18 protein-coding genes are annotated in these 22,330 nt (G+C 70.8%); 11 read left to right on the forward strand and 7 right to left on the reverse strand.

The genetic code is table 11. The features are described 5' to 3' along the window. Positions 1-12 precede the first annotated feature (12 nt). Positions 13-867: a PAC2 family protein gene (locus tag ABZ463_RS18905; RefSeq protein ID WP_352013113.1), complete on the reverse strand. Its 855-nt coding sequence runs from the start codon at positions 865-867 to the stop codon at positions 13-15. 190 nt (positions 868-1,057) lie between these two features. Here ABZ463_RS18905 and metH point away from each other — a divergent pair, with 190 nt between their 5' ends. The 8 genes from metH to ABZ463_RS18945 all read left to right on the forward strand — a co-directional run bounded on the left by metH (position 1,058) and on the right by ABZ463_RS18945 (position 12,219). Continuing rightward, the gene (gene metH, locus ABZ463_RS18910) at positions 1,058-4,522 is read left to right on the forward strand and encodes a methionine synthase (protein WP_362777417.1); all 3,465 of its coding nucleotides are present in this window, start codon (positions 1,058-1,060) and stop codon (positions 4,520-4,522) included. A gap of 21 nt (positions 4,523-4,543) precedes the next feature. Beyond that, positions 4,544-5,194, forward strand: a complete 651-nt coding sequence (locus ABZ463_RS18915; protein WP_362777420.1) for an HAD family phosphatase — start codon at positions 4,544-4,546, stop codon at positions 5,192-5,194. Between the two features lie 131 nt (positions 5,195-5,325). Then, positions 5,326-5,856 carry a cellulose synthase gene (locus tag ABZ463_RS18920; protein WP_362777422.1) on the forward strand — a complete coding sequence of 177 codons (531 nt, stop codon included), beginning with the start codon at positions 5,326-5,328 and terminating at the stop codon, positions 5,854-5,856. A 263-nt stretch (positions 5,857-6,119) separates the two neighbouring features. Continuing rightward, positions 6,120-7,130 (forward strand): ABC transporter permease, encoded by a 1,011-nt coding sequence (locus ABZ463_RS18925; protein ID WP_352013109.1) that lies wholly within the window; start codon positions 6,120-6,122, stop codon positions 7,128-7,130. Positions 7,131-7,188: 58 nt separating this feature from the next. Further along, a complete protein-coding gene (locus ABZ463_RS18930; RefSeq protein WP_352013108.1) occupies positions 7,189-8,973 on the forward strand; it encodes an ABC transporter substrate-binding protein in 1,785 nt (594 codons plus the stop codon). 81 nt (positions 8,974-9,054) lie between these two features. Further along, positions 9,055-10,068, forward strand: coding sequence for an ABC transporter permease (locus ABZ463_RS18935; RefSeq protein WP_352013236.1), 1,014 nt, complete (start codon positions 9,055-9,057; stop codon positions 10,066-10,068). Further along, positions 10,065-11,108: an ABC transporter ATP-binding protein gene (locus ABZ463_RS18940; protein ID WP_352013107.1), complete on the forward strand. Its 1,044-nt coding sequence runs from the start codon at positions 10,065-10,067 to the stop codon at positions 11,106-11,108. The genes ABZ463_RS18935 and ABZ463_RS18940 overlap by 4 nt, the downstream gene beginning before the upstream one ends. A gap of 61 nt (positions 11,109-11,169) precedes the next feature. Then, on the forward strand, positions 11,170-12,219 hold the full coding sequence (locus tag ABZ463_RS18945) for a dipeptide ABC transporter ATP-binding protein (protein WP_352013106.1): 1,050 nt from the start codon (positions 11,170-11,172) through the stop codon (positions 12,217-12,219). Between the two features lie 76 nt (positions 12,220-12,295). Here the strand turns inward: ABZ463_RS18945 and ABZ463_RS18950 are convergent, their stop codons facing one another. Together ABZ463_RS18950 and ABZ463_RS18955 are read right to left on the reverse strand one after the other, a co-directional pair. Further along, complete coding sequence (locus ABZ463_RS18950; RefSeq protein ID WP_352013105.1) at positions 12,296-12,586, reverse strand: hypothetical protein; 291 nt, start codon at positions 12,584-12,586, stop codon at positions 12,296-12,298. Continuing rightward, positions 12,583-13,359, reverse strand: a complete 777-nt coding sequence (locus tag ABZ463_RS18955; protein WP_362777428.1) for an AzlC family ABC transporter permease — start codon at positions 13,357-13,359, stop codon at positions 12,583-12,585. Before ABZ463_RS18955 ends, ABZ463_RS18950 begins: the two co-directional genes overlap by 4 nt. A 79-nt stretch (positions 13,360-13,438) precedes the next feature. On the opposite strand from ABZ463_RS18955, the gene ABZ463_RS18960 reads away from it, so the two are divergent. Continuing rightward, positions 13,439-14,317 carry a LysR family transcriptional regulator gene (locus ABZ463_RS18960; RefSeq protein WP_362777431.1) on the forward strand — a complete coding sequence of 293 codons (879 nt, stop codon included), beginning with the start codon at positions 13,439-13,441 and terminating at the stop codon, positions 14,315-14,317. Here the strand turns inward: ABZ463_RS18960 and ABZ463_RS18965 are convergent. The 3 genes from ABZ463_RS18965 to ABZ463_RS18975 all read right to left on the reverse strand — a co-directional run bounded on the left by ABZ463_RS18965 (position 14,295) and on the right by ABZ463_RS18975 (position 17,133). Further along, complete coding sequence (locus tag ABZ463_RS18965) at positions 14,295-14,978, reverse strand: response regulator transcription factor (RefSeq protein WP_352013102.1); 684 nt, start codon at positions 14,976-14,978, stop codon at positions 14,295-14,297. The genes ABZ463_RS18960 and ABZ463_RS18965 overlap by 23 nt on opposite strands. Then, complete coding sequence (locus ABZ463_RS18970) at positions 14,978-16,156, reverse strand: sensor histidine kinase (RefSeq protein ID WP_362777435.1); 1,179 nt, start codon at positions 16,154-16,156, stop codon at positions 14,978-14,980. Before ABZ463_RS18970 ends, ABZ463_RS18965 begins: the two co-directional genes overlap by 1 nt. Positions 16,157-16,260: 104 nt before the next feature. After that, positions 16,261-17,133 carry a RecB family exonuclease gene (locus ABZ463_RS18975; protein ID WP_362777438.1) on the reverse strand — a complete coding sequence of 291 codons (873 nt, stop codon included), beginning with the start codon at positions 17,131-17,133 and terminating at the stop codon, positions 16,261-16,263. Positions 17,134-17,393: 260 nt separating this feature from the next. On the opposite strand from ABZ463_RS18975, the gene ABZ463_RS18980 reads away from it, so the two are divergent. After that, positions 17,394-18,485 (forward strand): site-2 protease family protein, encoded by a 1,092-nt coding sequence (locus ABZ463_RS18980; RefSeq protein WP_352013235.1) that lies wholly within the window; start codon positions 17,394-17,396, stop codon positions 18,483-18,485. A gap of 243 nt (positions 18,486-18,728) precedes the next feature. After that, positions 18,729-20,168, forward strand: coding sequence for an FHA domain-containing protein (locus ABZ463_RS18985; protein ID WP_352013099.1), 1,440 nt, complete (start codon positions 18,729-18,731; stop codon positions 20,166-20,168). Between the two features lie 19 nt (positions 20,169-20,187). On the opposite strand, the gene ABZ463_RS18990 is transcribed toward ABZ463_RS18985, so the two are convergent. Continuing rightward, positions 20,188-22,230 (reverse strand): cation:proton antiporter, encoded by a 2,043-nt coding sequence (locus ABZ463_RS18990; RefSeq protein WP_362777442.1) that lies wholly within the window; start codon positions 22,228-22,230, stop codon positions 20,188-20,190. Positions 22,231-22,330: the final 100 nt, after the last annotated feature.

The raw sequence follows: 22,330 nt of genomic DNA on the forward strand, positions 1-22,330 counted from the left end.
GTCGCGGGCGTCTCAGCCATCGCCGTCGCGATCTCTGCGCCGGAGATAGCGTTCGAACTCCGCGGCGATGGCGTCGCCGCTCGCCTCGGGCAGCTCGGCGGCGTCCTTGCGCTCCTCGAGCTCCTTGACGTAGTCGGCCACCTCGCTGTCCTGTGAGGCCAGCTCGTCCACCCCGTGCTCCCAGGCCCGCGACTCCTCCGCCAGGGCGCCCATCGGCATCGGGATGTCGAGGAGGTCCTCCATCCGGCTGAGCAGCGCCATGGTTGCCTTGGGGTTGGGCGGCTGCGCCACGTAGTGCGGCACCGAGGCCCACAGTGAGACCGCGTGCACCCCGGCGGTGCCGAGCGCGTGCTGGAGCACGCCGACGATGCCGGTCGGCCCCTCGTAGCGGTTCAGTTCCAGGTTGATCGCCCTGGCCAGCCCCTCGTCGGTCGCCGAGCCGACGATCGGCACGGGCCGGGTGTGCGGGGAGTCGTTGAGAAGCGCGCCGAGCAGTACGGCCAGCTCGACGCCCAGTTCGCGGCAGATCACGACGATCTCCTCGCAGAACGAGCGCCAGCGCATGTTGGGCTCGATGCCGCGCACCAGCACCACGTCGCGGTCGGCGCCGGGAGGACGGGCGAAGGACAGCTTGGTCGTCGGCCACGTGATGGACCTGGTCAGGCCCTCACCCATCTCCACGATGGGGCGCGTCACCTGGAAGTCGTAGTACTCCTCCGGATCGAAGGAGACCAACGGGGTGGCCTTCCACTCCTCCTCAAGGTGTGCGATCACTCCGCTCGAAGCCTCGCCCGCGTCGTTCCACCCCTCGAACGCGGCGATCAGCACCGGGTCGACGAGCTCGGGTAGACCTTCGAGTTCGATCACGCGCGGCCTCCTCCTGGTTTCCTCGCCGTACTGTCTATCCCGCTAAGCCTATGCTGTGAGGGGGCCTTTACGTCACCTTCCCAGGGGTGCGCATGATCAGGACGGCCACGGCACGTTCGCCCCGTCCTGCCCGCCGCGGTGCCGTACGGCGGGGCGGTGACGGTCGCAGGGGCCCCAGTAGTCTTGTCCCATGACGAGCACCCCGTCTTTCCGTGAGGCTCTGGCCGAGCGGGTGATGGTCGCCGACGGGGCCATGGGGACGATGCTCCAGGCCCACGAGATCACCCTCGACGACTTCGAGGGGCACGAGGGCTGCAACGAGGTCCTCAACGTCACCCGCCCCGACATCGTCCGCGCCGTGCACGACGCCTACTTCGAGGTCGGCGTCGACTGCGTCGAGACCAACACCTTCGGCGCCAACCTGGCCGCGCTGGGCGAGTACGACATCCAGGAACGCGTCTTCGAGTACTCGGAGGCCGGGGCCAGGGTCGCCAGGCAGGCCGCGGACCACTGGTCGGCGCCCGGCCGTCCCCGATACGTGCTCGGATCCATCGGGCCCGGCACCAAGCTGCCCACTCTGGGGCATCGGCCGTACGGTGTGCTGCGCGACGCCTACTACGACAACGCGGCCGGTCTGATCTCCGGAGGGGCCGACGCCCTCATCGTCGAGACCTGCCAGGACCTGCTCCAGGTCAAGGCTGCCGTCGTCGGGGCGAAGCGGGCCGTGGCCGACGGGGGCAGGGACGTGCCGATCATCGCCCAGGTGACGATCGAGACCAACGGCGCGATGCTGCTCGGCTCCGAGATCGGCGCCGCGCTCACCGCCGTCGAGCCCCTCGGCGTCGACGTCATCGGGCTCAACTGCGCCACCGGCCCGGCCGAGATGAGCGAGCACCTGCGCCATCTGGCCAACCACGCGCGGGTGCGCCTGTCCTGCATGCCGAACGCGGGCCTGCCCGTGCTGACCTCGGACGGCGCCTACTATCCGCTCTCGCCGGAGGAGCTGGCCTCCGCCCACGAGACCTTCGTCCGCGACCACGGCCTGTCCCTGGTCGGCGGCTGCTGCGGCACCACGCCCGAGCATCTGCGCCAGGTGGTCGAGCGGGTGCGCGGCCACGAGGTGCCCGTCCGCCGTCCCCGTCCCGAGCCGGGTGCCTCCTCGCTCTACCAGAGCGTCCCCTTCCGCCAGGAGACCTCCTACCTGGCCATCGGTGAGCGCACCAACGCCAACGGCTCCAAGGCCTTCCGCGAGGCGATGCTCGCGGGCGACTGGGAGGAGTGCGTCGAGATCGCCAGGGCGCAGGCCCGAGACGGCGCCCACATGCTGGACCTGTGCGTCGACTACGTCGGCCGTGACGGCGCCGGCGACATGCGGGAGCTGGCCTTCCGGCTGGCCACGGCCTCGACGCTGCCGATCGTGCTCGACTCGACGGAGCCCGCCGTGATCGAGGCGGGACTGGAGATGCTCGGCGGGCGCGTGATCGTCAACTCGGTCAACTACGAGGACGGCGACGGCCCGGACTCGCGCTTCCACAGGATCATGCGGCTGGTCCGCGAGCACGGCGCCGCGGTGACCGTCATGACCATCGACGAGCAGGGCCAGGCCCGCACCGCGGCCGACAAGGTCAGGATCGCCTCCAGGATCATCGACGACCTGCGCCGGGACTGGGGGATGCGGATCGAGGACATCGTCGTCGACACCCTCACCTTCCCCATCGCGACCGGCCAGGAGGAGACCAGGCGCGACGGCGTCGAGACCATCGAGGCGATCAGGGAGCTCAAGCGGCTGTACCCCGGCGTGCAGACCGTGCTCGGCCTGTCCAACATCTCCTTCGGCCTCAACCCGGCCGCGCGGGTGGTCCTCAACAGCGTCTTCCTCAACGAGTGCGTCAACGCGGGCCTCGACGCGGCCATCGCGCATGCCTCCAAGATCCTGCCGATGTCACGCATCCCCGACGAGCAGCGCCAGGTCGCCCTGGACATGGTCTACGACAGGCGCAGGGAGGGCTACGACCCGCTGCAGCGGTTCATGGAGCTGTTCGAGGGGGTGGACGCCGCCTCGGTCAAGGCCGACAGGGCCGCCGAGCTGCTCGCCCTGCCGCTGTGGGAGCGGCTCAGGCGCCGCATCGTCGACGGTGAGCGCAAGGGGCTCGAAACCGACCTCGACGAGGCCCTGGCCCTGCGCCCGGCCCTGGAGATCGTCAACGACGTGCTGCTCGACGGCATGAAGACCGTCGGCGAGCTGTTCGGCTCCGGCCAGATGCAACTGCCGTTCGTGCTCCAGTCGGCCGAGGTGATGAAGAGCTCCGTCGCCTACCTCGAACCCCACATGGAGCGGGTCGAGGGCGAGAGCAAGGGCCGCATCGTGCTGGCCACCGTCAAGGGCGACGTGCACGACATCGGCAAGAACCTGGTCGACATCATCCTGTCCAACAACGGCTACGAGGTCGTCAACCTCGGCATCAAACAGCCGGTCTCGGTGATCCTCGAGGCGGCCGAGGACAAGGGCGCCGACGTGATCGGCATGTCCGGCCTGCTGGTCAAGTCCACGGTCGTCATGAAGGAGAACCTGGAGGAGATGAACTCCAGGGGCATCGCCGAGCGCTATCCCGTGCTGCTCGGCGGCGCCGCGCTCACCCGCGCCTACGTCGAGCAGGATCTCGCCGAGCTCTTCCAGGGTGAGGTCCGCTACGCCCGTGACGCCTTCGAGGGGCTGCGTCTGATGGACGCCTTCATGGCGGTCAAGCGCGGTGAGGAGGGCGCCAGGCTGCCCGAGCTGCGCGAACGGCGGGTCAGGACCGGGGCGAGACTGGTCAGGACGCCGGAGGAGGAACTGCCCGCCCGCTCGGACGTGGCCGCGGACAACCCCGTGCCGAGGGCGCCCTTCCACGGTGAGCGCGTCGTCAAGGGCATCCCGCTCGCCGACTACGCCGCCTTCCTCGACGAGCGCGCGACCTTCATGGGCCAGTGGGGCCTGAAGGCCGCGCGGGGCGGGGAGGGCCCCTCCTACGAGGAACTGGTCGAGACGGAGGGCAGGCCCCGCCTGCGCATGTGGCTGGAGCGGATGCAGACAGAGGGCCTGCTTGAGGCGGCCGTCGCCTACGGCTACTTCCCCTGTGTCAGCGAGGGGGACGCGCTGATCGTCCTGGACGAGGCGGGCGGGGAGCGCACCAGGTTCACCTTCCCGCGTCAGCGCCGTGACCGGCACCTGTGCCTGTCGGACTTCTTCAGGCCCAGGGAGTCCGGTGAGACGGATGTGGTCGCCTTCCAGATCGTCACCATGGGCGGCCGGATCTCCGAGGCGACGGCCGAGCTGTTCGCCAAGGACGCCTACCGTGACTACCTGGAGCTGCACGGCCTGTCGGTGCAGCTCACCGAGGCGCTGGCCGAGTACTGGCACGCCCGGGTCCGTGCGGAACTCGGCATCGGTGGCGACGAGTCGCTTGAGGACATGCTGAAGGTCAACATCACCGGGTGCCGTTACTCCTTCGGCTACCCAGCCTGTCCCAACCTGGAGGACCAGGTCCAGCTGACCCAGCTGATCGACCCGGCCAGGATCGGGGTGAGCCTGTCGGAGGAGTTCCAGCTCCATCCGGAGCAGTCGACGTCCGCGCTGGTCGTCCACCACCCTGAGGCCAAGTATTTCAACGTCTGACGTGTAAGGGGTTTTCAGGGTATGGACGCGGTTCTCTTCGACATGGACGGTCTGCTCGTCGACAGCGAGAAGATCTGGTTCCAGGTCGAGAGCGAGGTGATGGAACGGCTCGGCGGCGACTGGAGGCCGACCGACCAGGAGAACCTGGTCGGCGGTTCGATGCCCTCGACCGTCGCCTACATGCTGAAGGCCTCCGGCTCCGACGCGGACCCCGCGGACGTGGCGGCCTGGATGCTGGAGGGCATGACCTCCAGGCTCGCCGATGGGGTCGAGATGATGCCGGGCGCCGCCGAGCTGCTGGCGGCCGTACGGCGGGCGGGGCTGCCGACCGCGCTGGTCACCTCCTCGCTCAGGCCCATCGCCGAGGCCTGTCTCGACGGCATCGGCAGGCACAACTTCGACCGGGTCGTCACCGGGGACGACGTGACGAGGACCAAGCCGGACCCCGAGCCCTACCTGCTGGCCGCGAGCCTGCTCGGGGTCGGCCCGGCCCGCTGCGTCGTGCTTGAGGACTCCCCGAACGGTGTGACCTCCGCCACCGCGGCGGGTTGCCGGGTCGTGGCCGTGCCCAGCGTGCTGCCCGTCCCGCAGGCCCCCGGGCGCCTGGTCGTCGGCTCGCTGCGCGAGGTCGGCGTCGAGACGCTGCGGGAGCTGTCCGCCGCGAGCCTGTGACCCACCCGGACTCTTCCCTGAGAGGGTCCCCGGCGGCCCCCTAGGGGACGTTCCCTCCGCTGGGAGGAGGAACGGTCCTCGCGCGACATGCCAGGATGGATCGGGTAAGCCGACTTTGAGGGGCGGTCCGCATGTTGTCGTACGGTCAGATCGCGTGGTTGCCGCTGTGCGCCGGGGTCACCGGGGTGGGGCTGGTGCTGAGCTTCCTGGCGCTGCGCCGCAGAGGCGCGGCCGCGGGACTGAGAGGGGCGGCCTGGTCGCTGCTGCCCATGGCGGCCTACCTCACCGGTGCGCTGCCCGCGCTCTGGCAGGCGGGTACGGCCATCGCCGGATTCCTCACCGGCCTGGTCTTCAACCCCATCGTGTGGTCGGGGGTCGCCGTCACGGGGCTTTCCGCGCTGCTGTTCCTGGTGTCCGGCGTGCTGCGCCGCCGTGCCGCCCCCAAGGCGGCCGCGGCTCCCGCGGCCTCCGCCGCCCCCGCCGCGCCGGGGGTCACCGCCGGGTCCCCGGCCACCCAGCCCCTGCCGCGGCGCCAGCCCCAGGCCGGAGCGAAGCCGGGCGCCCAGACCGGTGCCAAGCCCGGCGCCCGGGGGGCCTCGCCCGCCGCCGACGACGACTTCTCGGATATCGAGGCCATTCTCAAGCGCCGCGGGATCGGATGACCCAGCGTCACCCCTTGGGTGCAATGTCACAAATCTGAGACACAAGCCGAACGGCTTCTGGACATTCGCTTCAAGATCAAAACAAATGAATTTCGCATGAATCACAGTTGAGCCACATGGTGTGCCAGGGGACTAGTCAGCGCAGATCAGCCCATAGATTCTGCGTCACGGGACCGTCAAACGGCCCATAGACTTCAGGCGCGCTACCCGACCCGGGCACGCGTAATAGGACAATGTCGTCTGGGACCCAGGGGGCCACTGGTATGACCGCACCGCTCGATGTCTCCGGGCAGGCCATGGAGGCCCAGCCCGAGGCCGTTCTCGAAGGGGCGGGCGGAAAGGCCATCGAAGGCCGTTCGCTCGGGCGGATCGCGTGGATTCGCCTCAAGCGCGACAAGGCGGCGATCATCGGCGCCTTCATCGTGGCCTTCCTGACCTTGGTCGCCATCTTCGCCGAACGTCCCTTCGGGGGCCTGATCGCGCTGTTCGGTGACAACCCGAACATTCCGAACAACGACCTGATCGACCCGCTCACCAGCGCCCCCAGCGGCGCCTGGGGCGGCATCAGCCTGGAGCATCCGTTCGGCCTCGAACCGGTCAACGGGCGCGACCTGTTCGCCAGGGTCCTGTCGGGTGCCCAGATCTCGCTGCTGGTCGCCTTCCTCGCCACCCTGATGTCGGTGGTGATCGGCTCGCTGATGGGTGTGCTGGCCGGCTTCTTCGGGGGCTGGGTCGACACGCTGATCAGCCGCCTGATGGACATCTTCCTGGCCTTCCCGCTGCTGCTGTTCGCCATCGCCATCGTGGGCGCGCTGCCCGACTCGGCGCTCGGCCTGACCGGCAACGGCCTGCGGATCGCCGTGATCGTGTTCATCATCGGTTTCTTCAGCTGGCCGTACATCGCGCGTATCGTGCGTGGTCAGACGCTGTCGTTGCGTGAGCGGGAGTTCGTGGACGCCGCGCGTTCGCTCGGCGCGGGCAACGGCTACATCATCTTCCGCGAGATGCTGCCGAACCTCGTGGCGCCGATCCTGGTGTACGCGACGCTGCTCATCCCCACGAACATCCTCTTCGAGGCCGCGCTGTCCTTCCTCGGAGTGGGCGTGAACGAGCCGCAGGCCTCGTGGGGCGGCATGCTCACCCGGGCGGTGGACTACTACCAGATCGCCCCGCACTTCATGATCGTTCCGGGCCTCGCGATCTTCATCACCGTCATGGCCTTCAACCTGCTGGGCGACGGGCTCAGGGACGCCCTCGACCCGCGCGCCCGATAGCGGAACACGACCGTTTCTCCATATCACTGTCACTCATGACAAGGGGTGTACCACCACGATGAGGAAGACCAACGTCCTGGCGCTCGCGGCGCTGGGCACCGTGCTGACGATGGGGCTCGCCGCCTGTGGCGGCACAGCCGGTGGCGGTGGCAGCACGTCCCCCGCGAACAACGGCTCGACGGGCACCGGTAACGCCTCGGCCGCCAAGCACAACGACGGCTACACCAAGGTCGTCAACCCGTCGGACGCCAAGGGCGGCACGCTCAAGTTCGCGCTGACCGACGAGCCGGACTCCGCCGACCCGGGCAACACCTACTACGCCTGGAACTGGAACTTCACCCGGCTCTACGCCCGCCCCCTGATGACCTACGCGGCCAAGCCCGGTCCCGAGGGCCTGAAGCTGGTCCCCGACCTGGCCGAGGCCCCCGGTGAGGTCAGCGCCGACGGCAAGACGTGGACCTACAAGCTGAAGAAGGGCATCAAGTACGACGACGGCACCGAGGTCAAGGCCGCGGACGTCAAGTACGCCATCGCCCGCAGCAACTTCACCGCGGAGCTCACCGACGGTCCGAAGTACTTCGCGCAGTACCTCGACGCCGGCGACTACAAGGGTCCCTACAAGGACAAGAACCTCGACGACTTCAAGGGCATCGAGACCCCCGACGACTACACGGTCGTCTTCAAGCTCAAGGCGCCCTTCTCCGAGTTCGACTTCCTGGTCGCCAACCCGCAGTCCGCCCCGGTGCCGCAGGCCAAGGACACCGGTGTCGACTACGAGAAGGCCGTCGCCTCCACCGGTCCCTACAAGTTCGAGAGCTACGAGGTCGGCAAGCAGCTCAACCTCGTCAGGAACGAGAACTGGGACCAGGCGACCGACACCACCCGCAAGCAGCTGCCTGACCGCATCGAGGTGCAGTACAAGCAGAACGCCGAGGACATCGACAACCGCCTGATCGCCGGGCAGATCCAGGTCGACCTGGGCGGCACCGGTCTGCAGCCCGCCGGCCGCGCGAAGGTCGTCAGCAACCCGCAGCTGAAGGACTCGACGGACAACCCGTTCACGCCCTTCAACCGCTACGCGATGATGTCCACCAAGGTCGCGCCGTTCGACAACGTCGAGTGCCGCAAGGCCGTGCAGTACGCCACCGACAAGGTCGCCACCCAGGCGCCGTGGGGCGGCCCGCTCGGCGGTGACATCGGCACCACCGCGATGACCCCGACCACGGTCGGCTACAAGCCGTTCGACCTCTACCCGAACGGCGCCGACCACAAGGGCGACCTGGCCAAGGCCAAGGAGGCCCTGGCGGCCTGCGGTCACCCGGACGGCTTCTCGACCAACATCGCGGTCCGCGGTGACCGGACCAAGGAGGTCCAGGTCGCCGAGGCGATGCAGGCCTCCCTCGACCGGGTCGGCATCAAGCTCACGATCAAGAAGTACCCCTCGGGTGACTGGAGCGCGCAGTACGCCGGCAAGCCGGACTTCGTGCACAAGAACAACCTGGGCATCATGATCGCCGGCTGGGGCTCCGACTGGCCGTCCGGCTTCGGCTTCCTGTCGCAGATCGTCGACGGCCGGGCCATCAAGCCCTCCGGCAACTACAACATGATGGAGCTCGACGACAAGTCGATCAACGAGCTGCTCGACAAGGGCGTCCAGACCTCCGACGCCGCCGCCCGCAACGAGATCTGGGCCCAGGTCGACCAGAAGGTCATGGAGTCGGCCGCGTTCATGTCCTTCGTCTACGAGAAGACGCTGATCTTCCGTCCCGCCAGCCTCACCAACGCGTACGTGCACCCCGCCTGGGGCATGTACGACTACACGTGGCTGGGTGTCAAGCAGTAGTCCTTCTCTAGCTAGCCAAAGGCAGGTGAAGGCCTGACGATGCCCGGGAGTGACCCTCCCGGGCATCCCGGCCGAACGATCGTGGTCGCTTTCATCGTCCGCCGCGTGATCGCCGCCGTGCTGATGCTCGCCGTCGTCAGCATGGCCACTTTCGCGATCTTCTTCCTCATCCCGCGCGCCCTGGGACAGACCCCTGAGGGCATGGCGTCGCGTTACGTGGGAAGGGACGCCACACCCGAGGCGATCCAGGGAGCCGTCAAGCGGCTGCACCTGGACGACCCGCTGCTCGTGCAGTACGGGCGTTTCGTCAAGGGCATCGTCGCCGGTGAGGATTACTCCCTCGGCCCCAAGAAGGCCGAGTGCCCCGCGCCCTGCTTCGGCTTCTCGTTCAACAACAACCAGCCGGTCTGGCCGACGCTGCTCGACCGGTTGCCCGCGACGCTCTCGCTGGCCCTCGGCGCCGCCGTCCTGTGGCTCGTCACCGGTGTCAGCATCGGTGTCATCTCCGCGCTGAAACGCGGCACCGCACTGGACAGAGCGGCCATGACGATCGCCCTGGCCGGAGTGTCGTTGCCGATCTACTTCACCGGCCTGGTCTCCCTGTCGGTGTTCGCCTACACGCTCGGGATCTTCCCCGGCGGCGGCAGCTACACCCCGATCACCCAGGACCCGGTCATGTGGTTCCAGGCGCTCGTGCTGCCCTGGATCACCCTGGCCTTCCTCTACGCCGCCCTGTACGCACGGCTCACCAGGGCGGGCATGCTGGAGACGATGGGTGAGGACTACATCCGCACCGCCCGCGCCAAGGGGCTCAGGGAGCGCACGGTCGTCACCAAGCACGCCCTGCGCGCCACGCTGACCCCCATCCTCACCATCTTCGGTCTCGACCTCGGGCTGCTGCTGGGCGGTGCGGTGCTCACCGAGAGCACCTTCTCCATCCAGGGAGTCGGCAAGCTGGTGATCGACGCGATCCGCGGCAACGACCTGCCGGTCGTGCTGGGGGTGACCCTGTTCGCGGCGTTCTTCATCGTCCTGGCCAACCTCATCGTGGACATCCTGTACGCGGTGGTCGACCCGAGGGTGAGGCTCTCATGACGACTCAGCCACCCGAGTCCTTCCTCGAACTGCGCGACCTGCGCATTCACTTCCCGACCGAGGACGGCCTGGTCAAGTCCGTCGACGGCCTGTCGTACAAGCTCGACCGGGGCAAGACCCTGGGCATCGTGGGCGAGTCCGGCTCCGGCAAGAGCGTGACGAGCCTGGGCATCCTCGGCCTGCACAAGGGCGGCAGCGCGAAGATCTCCGGTGAGATCTGGCTCGACGGCGAGGAACTCGTCAGCGCCAGCGCCGACCACGTGCGGACGCTGCGCGGCAAGAAGATGGCGATGATCTTCCAGGATCCGCTGTCGTCGATGCATCCCTTCTACTCCGTCGGCGCCCAGATCGTCGAGGCCTACCGGATCCACAACAAGGTCAGCAAGGCCGTCGCGCGCAAGCACGCGATCGACATGCTCGGCCGGGTGGGCATCCCGCAGCCCGACAGGAGGGTCGACGACTTCCCCCACCAGTTCTCCGGTGGCATGCGCCAGCGCGCGATGATCGCCATGGCGCTCTCCTGCGACCCCGAGCTGCTGATCGCCGACGAGCCGACCACGGCCCTCGACGTGACCGTCCAGGCGCAGATCCTGGACCTCATGACCGACCTGCAGCGCGAGTTCAACTCCGCGCTGATCATCATCACCCACGACCTCGGCGTGGTGGCCGAGCTGTCGGACGACATCCTGGTGATGTACGGCGGCAAGTGTGTCGAGTACGGCTCCGCGGAGGACATCTTCTACCGGCCGGAGCACCCCTACACCTGGGGCCTGCTGGGGTCGATGCCCCGTCTGGACCGTGATCGGACCGAGCGCCTGCTCCCGATCAAGGGCACGCCGCCCTCCCTGATCAACGTCCCGAGCGGTTGCGCCTTCAACCCCCGGTGCGCCTACGCGGGCCGTACCGAGGGCAAGTCCACCACACAGGTGCCCGAACTGCTGGAGACCGAGGGCGGTCACCTGGTCCGCTGCCACATGCCCCGCGCGGAGCGGCGGTCCATCTGGGACAACGAGATCAAGCCGATGATGGAGAGCACGTGAGCGAGCGTAGCCAGCGAGCCGGTGGGCACACCGTATGCCCGCGAGTGACGGGAGAGGGCGCGTGACCTCGCACGAGGACCACAAGAACGAGGCCGAGGTCCTGCTGTCCGTCCAGGGGCTCCAGAAGCACTTCCCGGTGACCAAGGGGCTGCTGCGCCGCCAGGTCGGCGCGGTCAAGGCCGTCGACGGGGTCTCCTTCGACGTCCGCAAGGGGGAGACGCTCGGCCTGGTCGGTGAGTCCGGCTGTGGCAAGAGCACCACCGGCAGGCTGATCACCCGGCTGCTCGAACCGACCGGTGGGAAGATCCACTTCGAGGGTCACGACATCACCCACATGTCGGCGTCGCGGATCCGCCCGCTTCGCCGGGACATGCAGATGATCTTCCAGGACCCCTACTCCTCGCTCAACCCCAGGCACACGGTCGGCGCCATCGTGGGCGCCCCCTTCCGCATCCAGGGGATCGAGACCGAGCAGGGTACGAAGAAGGCGGTCCAGGACATCCTCGAACTGGTCGGCCTCAACCCGGAGCACTACAACCGCTATCCGCACGAGTTCTCCGGCGGCCAGCGCCAGCGCATCGGCATCGCCCGCACACTCGCGCTCAAGCCCAAGCTCATCATCGCCGACGAGCCGGTCTCCGCGCTGGACGTGTCGATCCAGGCCCAGGTGGTCAACCTCCTGGAGGACCTGCAGGACGAGCTGGACCTGACCTACGTCATCGTCGCGCACGACCTGTCGGTCATCCGGCACATCAGCGACCGGGTCGCGGTCATGTACCTCGGCAAGATCGTCGAGCTGGCCGACCGCAAGTCCCTGTACGACACGCCGATGCACCCGTACACCAACGCCCTGATGTCGGCGGTGCCGATCCCCGACCCGGCCAGGCGTAACGACCGCGAGCGCATCCGGCTCCAGGGCGACGTGCCCAGCCCGCTCAACCCGCCGCCCGCCTGCCGCTTCCACACCCGCTGCTGGAAGGCGCAGGAGGTGTGCAAGACGGTCGAGCCGCCGCTGGTCGAGCTGGCCCCCCGGCACCAGGTGGCCTGCCACTTCCCGGAGAACGCCCCGGAGACAGGCCGGGCGACCCCGGCCGAGACGGTCTCCGCCTGAGGCGCCGACGCGCCGGGGTGCCGAGGCATCCGGACCTCCCGCCCCGTACGGCCCCGCCGTACGGGGCGGTCGGCGTTCAGGGGAGCAGGGCCCCGGCGAGGGTGCCCAGCAGCACGGCGGGCAGGAACCCGGTACGGCGGGCGCACAGCCCGGCCACCGTGGCGGCGACGGCCAACCGGACCGAGGGAGCGCCGCCGGGCGCCGCCTGGACGGTCACCACGGCGGCCAGCAGGGCCACCGGCAGCGCCGCGGCCGCCGCGCCGAATCCCGGGCCGCCCACGCGTCCCGAGGCCGCCGCGCTCACACCGGCCAGCCGCAGCAGGTAGGTCGTCACCGCCAGCCCCGTCACGAACAGCACGACGCTCACGCCCGTCTCACCGCCCCCGGCAGTACGGCCAGCGCCGCGAGCGCGACCGGCAGGCCCGCGGGCAGCCACCACGAGGACACCAGCGCCGTCGCCGCGGCGCCCGCCGCGACGGCCAGGTCGGCACGGGTGCGCAGCAACGGGGCCAGCAGCGCCGCGAAGGCCGCGACCGCGGCGCCGTCGACGGCCCGCCGGGCCTCGTCGGGCAGCGCGGCTCCCAGCGTCGCGCCCACGACGGTCCCGGCCACCCAGCCCGTGAAGAGCACCGACCCGACGACGAGGAAGGTCCGCCTGCGCGCGCGGGGGGACTCACGCGTCACCGCCGCGGCCACCGACTCGTCGGAGACCAGGTGCGCGGCGAGCGCACGCCCCCACCGGGTCGGGAAGACGTCGCCGAGCGCCAGGCCGAAGGCGGTCAGCCGCAGGTTGACCAGCGACGCCGTGGCCACCGCGGCGGCCACTGAAACGGCCACTGAAACGGTCACTGAAACGGACGCTGAGAGGGCCACCGAGGCGGCCGCCGTGGCCCCCGGGACCGCCGGAGCCCGCGTTCCCACGTCGTCCAGCGCGGCCAGCCCGACGATCTGGCTCCCGCCCGCGTGCACCGCCACGCTGGCCAGCACCGCCTCCCAGACGGACCAGCCTCGCTCGACCGCCGCCGCGCCGAACACCGCCGAGTAGACGGCGGCCCCGCCCGCCGCGCCCAGCGCGAGCCCGAGGTCCTCCCGGAGGCCGCCCCGTCGTCCGGGAGGGGGTGTGCCCGTTCGTCGTCCCATGCGCCGATCCTCGGCGAAGGACCCCCGTCCTGTTCAACAGCCTCCGGCTATGCCCATAGCCGGAGGCTATCGTTGCGGGATGGAGGTTACGCTGCCCGCGGTACGGGCCTTCGTGGCCGTTGTCAGGGAGGGCTCGTTCGGCGGGGCGGCCGCCCGGCTCGGCGTCAGCCAGCCCACGGTGAGCGCCGCCGTCAGACGCCTGGAGACCGCCGTGGGACGGCCGCTGCTGGTCCGCGACCGCGACGGTGTACGGCCGACCGAGCTGGGCCACCGGCTGCTGGCCCACGCGGTGGCCGTGGTGAGCGCCGCCGACGACTTCGAGGCGCTGCTGGCGGGGGAGACCCCGGAGGTGACGGTCGGCTTCATGGGCGAGGCGGCGGGCCCGCTGACCTCCCGGCTGCTCGCCGTCGTGCGCCGCGCCCGCGGCGGAGAGGTACGACTGCGCCGGTTCGACTTCGACGACCCGTCCTGTGGTCTGCTGACCGGGGCCAGCGACCTGGCCGTGGTGTGGCCGCCGCTGGAGGCGGGTGACGCCCTGGAGACCCTGCTCTTGGGCACCGACCGGCGTGCCGTGGCCGTACCCGTCGGAGACCCTCTCGCCGGGCTCGCCACCGCGGGGCCTGCCGAGCTGGCGGGCCGCGTCTGGGTGGTGCCGCGCAGCCGGGACGAGGTCTGGCGGGCCTTTCGCCGTCCTGAGGCGGTCGGGGTGACGGACGTGGCGGGGGAGGTCGGCTCGGACGCGATCGAGGAGACCCTGGAGCTGGTCGCGGAGGGACGGGGCGTCGCTCTGCTCTCTGAGGGGACCGACGAGCACTACGCCCGTGCCGGAGTGGTCTTCGTCCCCCTCACCGGCGGTCCCAGGTGCGCCACCGCTCTGGCCTGGCGGCGCGCGGACACCCGCCCTGTGCTGGCCGGCGTCCTGCGGGCGCTCGGGGCTAGGGAATGGCGCCCGGAGTGATCAGGCCGGTCTCGTAGGCCAGGACGACGGCCTGGACGCGGTCGCGCAGGCCGAGTTTGGTGAGCACGTTGCCGACATGGGTCTTGACCGTGGTCTCGCTGACCACCAGCTCGGCGGCGATCTCCGCGTTCGACATGCCTCTGGCGATCAGCTTCAGCACTTCGAGCTCCCGCTCGGTCAGCCGGTCCAGACGGGCCGGAGTCGACTGCTGGTAGGCCGAGGGCAGCCGCGCTCCGAAACGGTCGAGCAGCCTGCGCGTGACGCTCGGCGCGACGATGGCGTCTCCCGCGGCGACCACCCGGATGGCCTGCACCAGCTCGTCGGGCGGGACGTCCTTGAGCAGGAAACCGCTGGCCCCGGCGCGCAGCGCCTCCACGATGTACTCGTCGAGGTCGAAGGTCGTCAGCACCAGCACCCTGGGAACGTGCGCCCCACCGGTCGCCTCCCGGACGATCCTCCTGGTCGCCTCGATGCCGTCGACCCCGGGCATCCTGATGTCCATCAGCACCACGTCGGGCAGCAGAGCCCGCGACTGGTCCTGGGCGGCCTTGCCGTCCCCGGCCTCGCCGACCACGGTGACGTCGGGCTCGGCCTCCAGGATGAGACGGAAGCCGGTGCGCAGCAGTGGCTGGTCGTCCACCAGCAGCACTCTGATCGTCATCACACGTCCTTGAGGGGGAACCGGGCATTGACCTCGAACCCGCCCTCTGGGCGCGGGCCGATCCTCAGGACTCCACCATAGAGGGCCACACGCTCACGGATGCCGACGAGGCCGTGGCCGCTGCCCTCCCCGGGGGCGGCGTCGCCGTCGAGGCCCCGGCCGTCGTCCTCGACCTCGACGGCCAGCTGGCCGTGCTCGTGCCGTACCGTCACCCAGGCGCGGGCCGTGGGACCCGCGTGCCGCAGGCTGTTGGTCAGCGCCTCCTGGACCAGCCGGTAGGCGGCCAGGTCGACCCCGGGCGGCAGCGTCCCCGGGGTGCCCTCGACCCACAGCTGCGCGCGCAGGCCCGCCTCCCGCATCTGGTCGACCAGCGCGGGGATCTCGGCGACCCCGGGCTGCGGGTTGCGTTCGGCGGGGGAGGCGTCGGTCCTGAGCACACCCACGATGTTGCGCATCTCCGCCATCGCGGTACGGCCCATCTCCTCGATCGCGGACAGGGCCTCCCGCGCCCCCTCCGGGTTGGTCGCCAGCACCCGGCGCGCCGCGGAGGCCTGGACGGTCATCACGCTGACGTGGTGGGCGACCACGTCGTGCAGCTCCCTGGCGATGCGGGAGCGTTCCTCCGCCCTGGCCGCCCTGGTGTCGGCCTCCCTGGCCCGTTCGGTGCGCCGGGCCCGGTCGCGCAGCTCCTCCAGGTACGCCCTGCGCAGCCGTACGCTCCGGCCGGTGAGCCACATGGTGACGGTGAGGACCGTGACCGGCAGGTGGACGCCCCAGTCGCCGAGCGTGCCGCCGGGAACCGTCGTGACGAAGTGGCACACCAGGCTCCACACCAGCGCGCACAGGCTCAGCGCCAGGCCGCGGTGGGCGGCGACCGTGTAGACCAGCAGCAGCACCGCGGGCCACAGCGGCAGCCCGTCGACGCCCAGCGTCGCCAGGGCGATCCCCGCCAGGCAGGTCGTCAGCAGCATGGAGAAGGGCGCGCGGCGGCGCAGCACCAGGGACAGGCACCAGGCCACGGTCAGCGCGGCGACGAGGCCCTCCTGCGTCCCCTCGCGGGGCGGGACGGCGCGCAGGAGGAGCACGGCGACCCCCGCGAGCGCCACCGCGAGAGCCGTGTCGGGGACCAGTGGACGGTCGTTGAGCCAGGCCCGCAGGACGCCGGAGGGGTTGCGCACACAATCAATTTAGGCGCCCAGTCTCCGCCGCCGCCCTGCTGCGGGTGGATATCGCACTCATACCCACGGATGACGCGGAACGCCTCGGAGGGCTGCGGAGGTGCTCAGAGCTCGTCGGTCGCGGCCCTGGCAGGACGTCTTCTCGTGCTGCGCACGGTGTCGCCGGGCTGCCGCTCGGGCAGCGGCGGGGGAGTGCCGCCGAACTGCGGGCACAGCTCCTGGTAGTTGCACCAGTCGCACAGGCGGCTCGGTCGCGGCGGCCACTCGCCGGTCTCCATGGCCCGCTCGATGGCCGTCCACAACGCCCGCACCTTGCGCTCCGTCGCCAGCAGGTCGGCCTCGTCGGGGGCGTAGCGCAGGACCTCTCCCTGGCCGCCGAGGTACATCAGCTGCAGCACGCGCGGCACCGAGCCGTGCAGCCGCCACAGCGCCAGCGCGTAGAACCTCATCTGGAACAGCGCCTTGGCCTCGAAGGCGGGGCCGGGCGCGCTGCCGGTCTTGTAGTCGACGACCCGGACCTCCCCGGTCGGCGCGACGTCGAGCCTGTCGATGTAGCCCCGTAGCACCAGGCCGTTGTCCAGCGTCGCCTCGATGTAGAGCTCCCTCTCGGCGGGTTCGAGGAGGGTCGGGTCCTCAAGGGTGAAGTAACGCTCGACCATGACGGCCGCCTGGGAGAGCCACGCGGCCAGCTCCGCCTCGTCGGTGAACATGTCCTCGTAGGACGGCTCGGCGGCCAGCAGCCTGCGCCACTGCGGTTCGAGCAGGTCGAGCGCCGCGGCCCGGGTGCGTTCTGCGGCCGGCAGGTCGTAGAGGCGTTCGAGCACCGAGTGGACCATCGTGCCGCGCACCGCGGCGGGTGACGGCGGCTCGGGCAGCCGGTCGATCACCCGGAAACGGTAGAGCAACGGACATGTCATGAAGTCGCCCGCCCGGGACGGCGACAGCGCTCCGATGATCGTGGGCTCGGTCGGTGGCATGTCCGCACTGTAGGTCACGGTGGCGACAGTTCGGGACGGCTCGCGGAACCCCACGCGGACCTCACAGGTCCTTCCGGGGGCCTCACGGGTGGGAGGTCTCGGGGAGATCTCGGAGGGGTCTCGGGAGGACCAGGTTGGCCGCGGGCGGCTGCGGGTGGCCCGATGGCGCGTAGCATCGAGGCCTGAAGACGATGTGAGCGAGGAACGGTGAGCCAGCGGTGAGCAGCGACAGCCCGCGCCAGGACAAGCCAGGACTGCGGATGGGACGGCCCTTCGGCATTCCCGTCTACGTCTCGCCGACCTGGTTCATCGTCGCGGCGTTCATCACCTTCACCTTCCAGGGGTCGGTGAGCGCCCAGCTGCCCGAGCTGGACGTCCCGATGACCTACGTCGTCTCCTTCGTCTTCGCGGTGCTGCTGTACGTCTCGGTGCTCCTGCACGAGCTGGCCCACTGCGTGGTCGCCAGGATGTACGGCCTGCCGGTCCGCCGCATCACCCTCTACCTGCTCGGCGGCGTCTCGGAGATCGAGCGTGAGCCGGAGACCCCCGGCAGGGAGTTCATGGTGGCCTTCGCCGGGCCGCTGCTGTCCCTGGGCCTGGCGGTCATCGGGTTCCTGGCCTACCGGGTCATCGACCCCGGCACGGTCGCGGGCGTCCTCGTCTTCCAGCTGTGGCTGGCGAACCTGATCGTCGGGGTGTTCAACCTCCTGCCCGGCCTGCCCCTGGACGGCGGCCGCATGCTCCGCGCCGGGGTGTGGAAGCTCACCAAGAGCTCAGGCTCGGGCACCGCGACCGCCGCCTGGGTCGGCCGGGCGCTGGCCGTCCTCCTGGTCGCGGTGCCGGTCGGCCTCGCGCTGATCAGCGGGCAGGCGCCGAACACCAGCATGCTCATCTGGTCGATCCTGCTGGCCTCCTTCATCTGGCTCGGCGCCACCCAGTCGCTGCGCAGCGCCCGGGTGCGCGCCCGCATCCCGCAGGTCAACGCCCGGGCCCTGGCCAGGCGCGCCATCCCGGTGACCGCGGACGTGCCGCTGGCCGAGGCGCTGCGCCGGGCCACCGAGGCGCAGGCGGGGGCGATGGTCGTCGTCGACCACGACGGCCGCCCGACCGGGATCGTCAACGAGGTCGCGGTCGAGGCGACCCCGGAGAACCGCCGCCCCTGGGTGAGCGCGGGCTCACTGGCGCGCAACCTCGAACCGTCGCTGGTGCTGGCCGCGGACCTGACGGGAGAGGCCCTGATCGACGCCATGCGTGAGAGCCCCGCCGGGGAGTACCTCCTGGTCGAGCGCGGCGGTGAGATCTTCGGGGTGCTGGCGACCTCCGACGTGAACCGTGTGTTCAGCGGGGTCTAGACGGTACGGTACGGGCCCGTCCCGCGGTTCCCGGGGGAGAGGCGCCGTTCGGGTTCGCCGGCCCTCGTTCCTGAAGGTCTTCTGCTGTACTTTTTGCTACGGTCCGATGCGGTTGATTTGATTGACCCGGTCCCACCTGCCGTGTTCCGGACGCGCACAACCGTCCGGGCTGGGTGCGGCTGGTGACGGACGGGCCGATGCGGGTTCCGTTCATCGGGTGGCGTTTCCGGGAGGGAGAGTTCTGTGACCGACGAGGGCTTCGGAGTGGTGCGTCCACTTCCAGGCAACGGGCTGGTCGCCCATGTGGGGGGCCTGCTGCTGGTGTGTGACGCGGCTGAGCCCGTCGTCGAGGACCTTCTGGGCGCGCTCAGGGAGACGGCGGCCTCCGGCGGCGACGGCCGGGCCCTGGCCCGCCGCGTCGCCCAGGTGCTCGCGGTCGTGATGGGCGAACCCGTGGCGTGCGCCGTCGCCGGTCCGGTGGCCTCCGGGGTGGCCGTGCTGGTCAGCGGCCCGGCGTTCGCCTCGGTCACCGGTCAGGGCGGTGAGGTGCAGCTCGCCGGGCGCGACGCCCTCACCTGGTCCGACCGGCTGGTGCCCGGCCCGGTCACCCGGGTCGAGCTGCGCCTTCCCGAGGCGGGGCAGGCGCATCCGCTGACCCGGCTGGACAGCGGTGTGGTCACCGCGGGCGGCGTCCTGTGCGACCCCGCCGAGCCCGGGCAGGAGCCCGTAGGGGTCCCGCGCCGTGAGCCGGTGGCCGAGGCCCTCCCGCAGGCCGCGCCCGCCGTGGAGCCGATGCCCTCAACGGGAGCTCAGGCGGCGCCCCCGCCGGTCCCGGCACCCGCCGAGTGGGCCGAGCCCGCGCGGTCCCAGCCGTCGGTGGACTGGTCCGTGCCCGAGGCGGCGTCACCGCCCTCCGCCTCCCCTGAGCCCGCGGTGTCCCCGATGCCCCCGGGGCCGCCCGCTCCCTATCCGATGGGCTCCCCGGACCACTACGCCTCCGGCCCGCCCGCGCACCAGTCCGCTCCCCAGGGTTGGCACTCCGATCCGGGGCCGCAGATTCCCGCCATGGCCCAGCACGAGGAGCCGGAGCCCGTCCCCGACATCCGTGACCAGCCCTTCGAGTACGAGCTGCTGACGCCGGGAGGTCTCCAGGGCACGGCGGAGTCCCCGCTCTCCCCGGCGCCCGCGGACCAGCAGGCCGAGTCCCGCCCGCTGGTCTACGGGGTCGACTGCAAGAACGACCACTTCAACGACCCGCGCGTGCCGTACTGCGCGGTCTGCGGCATCGCGCTGGTCCAGCGCACGCTCGTCCCCTACAAGGGACCGCGCCCGCCGCTCGGCGTGCTCCTGCTCGACGACGGCATGACGCTCCGCCTCGACAGTGACTACCTGGTCGGCCGTGACCCCGAGCGGGCCCCCGAGGTCGCCGACGGGTCGGTGCGTCCCGCGAAGGTCACCAGTCCCGACGGGTCGGTCTCGCGCCGTCACCTGCGGGTCGCGCTGGACGGCTGGGACGTCAACCTGGTCGATCTGGGTTCGGTCAACGGCACCCAGATCCAGCCTCCGGGCGACCCCAACTTCTACGACATCCCGCCGAACGAGCCGGTCGCCATCCTGCCGGGCACGACCGTGCGGATCGGCGTCTCACGCACGATGCGTTACGAGTCGCACCGTAACCGCTGACGACCGGCGCGGGCCGCGCTCAGCTCCGTACGGAGACCTCGACAGGGCTTTCCGCAGGGGTCTGGCGCAGCGCGGAGACGAGCGCGGGCCAGTCCACCGGGTCGGCGTCGCGCTCGGCCCGGACCAGCAGATGCGCCGCCGGCCCCGTGGCCTGCCCGGCGCCGTCCCCGGCCACGGTCAGGGCGTCCTCGGGCACCGGGCCGCCGGTCACCTCGACCCCGAGCCGGGTCAGCCGCCTGACGAGGGCCGGGGCCCTGCCGCCGCCCTCGACGACCAGCGGGCGCCCGCAGGTCAAGGCCAGGGTGAGCGCCACGCGGACGGTGTCCTCGCGGGCCTGCCCATGAGGCACCGCGACCGGCCCGGCGGGCGGCGGGCCCGGCGGACCGGGTGAGGCCACCGTCACCACGGGGCAGGCGACCCCGTCGCGGATCGCGGCGTGCCCGGGGGTTCCCCGGGGCAGCACGACGAGGCCCGGAGCGGCCTCCACGGCCAGCTCGGCGAGCTCGGCGCCGACGGAGGCGCTGAAGCGGCTCACCACCCTCACCTCGGGGCCGTGCGCGCGCACGGCGTCCGCGAGGACCTCAAGCTCGTGGAGCGTCTCGGTCAGCTCGGCCAGCTCCGACGACAGGCCCCCGCCGAGTTCGAGCCGGCCGCCGGGATAGGGCCGCAGATGGGCGAGGATCACCTCGGCGGGCGCGGCGGAGCGGGCCAGGAGGGCCGCCAGCTCCGCCAGCGGGACCTGCTCGGCGGGGGAGCCGGGTACGACGACCAGCACGCGGGTGGCGGCGCGCGTGCCGAGGGCCTCGCGTCCGGCCTGCTCGATGTCGCGCGCGACCCGCCGCCCGGGGTAGACCCTGCGCAGCAGCGGCTCCGTCATCGCCGTGGTCAGCAACGCCATCACCACCATCAGCGAGTACAGCTCCTCGTCGAGGACGCCCTTCTGCAGCCCGACGGACAGGATGACGAGTTCGGTGAGCCCACGGGTGTTGAGAAGCGTGGCGATCGCCAGCGCCTGCCGTCCGGGAAGCCGTGTGCGGGCCGCGGCGTAGGAGCCGAGCAGCTTGCCGCCGATCGCGACCACCAGGATCGCGGCCAGAGTTCCCAGGCTGGACAGGTCGAGCGTGCGGAGGTTGACGTCGAGCCCCGCGACGACGAAGAACATCGGCAGCAGCAGGAGCACGGCGAGCTGTTCGAGGCGCTCCAGGATCTCGTGGTTGAGCCGTTCCGCGCCCTCACGGGGCATCACGGCGCCGAAGACGAACGCTCCGAAGATGAAGTGCACATGCATCCACTCGGTGGCCCAGGAGGAGGCCAGCAGGCCGATGAGCACCAGGGAGAGCAGCCCCGGGGTCAGCCTGCCCGCCCGCTGCCTGGCGGGCACCAGGCGGGCCAGCAGCGGCCGGACGACCAGGAACATCAGCAGCCCGTACGGCAGGGCCAGCGCGACCCGCCACTGGTCCGCGCCCTCGCCGACGCCTCCACCGGCGCTCCCGCCGGCGCCCGCGAGGCCCGCCACGACGGCGAGCGCGGTCCAGGCGAGCACGTCGATCACCGCGGCGGAGGCCAGCGAGAGGCCGCCGACCGTGGAGCGCTGCATCCCCCGGTCGGTGATGATCCTGGCCAGCACGGGGAAGGCCGTCGCCGCCATCGCCGCGCCCATGAACAGCACGAACGGCAGCGTCCTGGCCCCGTCGACGTGGTCGCCCGCGATGCCGAGCGCCAGCGCGCAGCCGAGCACGAACGGCACGAGCGTCGAGCCGAGCGCCACGGTCACCGCGGTCCTGCCCCGGCCCCTGACCAGCTTCTGGTCGAGTTCCATGCCGACGACGAACATGAACAGCACGAGCCCGACATCGGCCAGGGCGCGCAGCGGGGGCATCATCCCGTCGCCGAACAGCCGGTCGCCGAGAAGCGGCCCGAGCAGGGTCGGGCCGAGAAGAATGCCGGCCACGATCTCCCCGACGACCGGTGGCTGGCCGAGCCGCCGGGCCACGGCCCCCAATAATCGCGCGGAGATGAGGACGATCACGAGGTCGAGCAGCAGCAAATCAACGTGGAACACTGGGACACGCTTCCCCGTAAGTAATGAAAGTAATGAAAAGCCCCGAGAGTGACCAAGGCGACGTTACCGTCTTAATAGATCATCGCGAGCGTCGCGGGGC

It is taken from the genome of Streptosporangium sp. NPDC020145 (assembly GCF_040631275.1).
In the GTDB taxonomy this organism is placed as follows: Bacteria; Actinomycetota; Actinomycetes; order Streptosporangiales; family Streptosporangiaceae; genus Streptosporangium.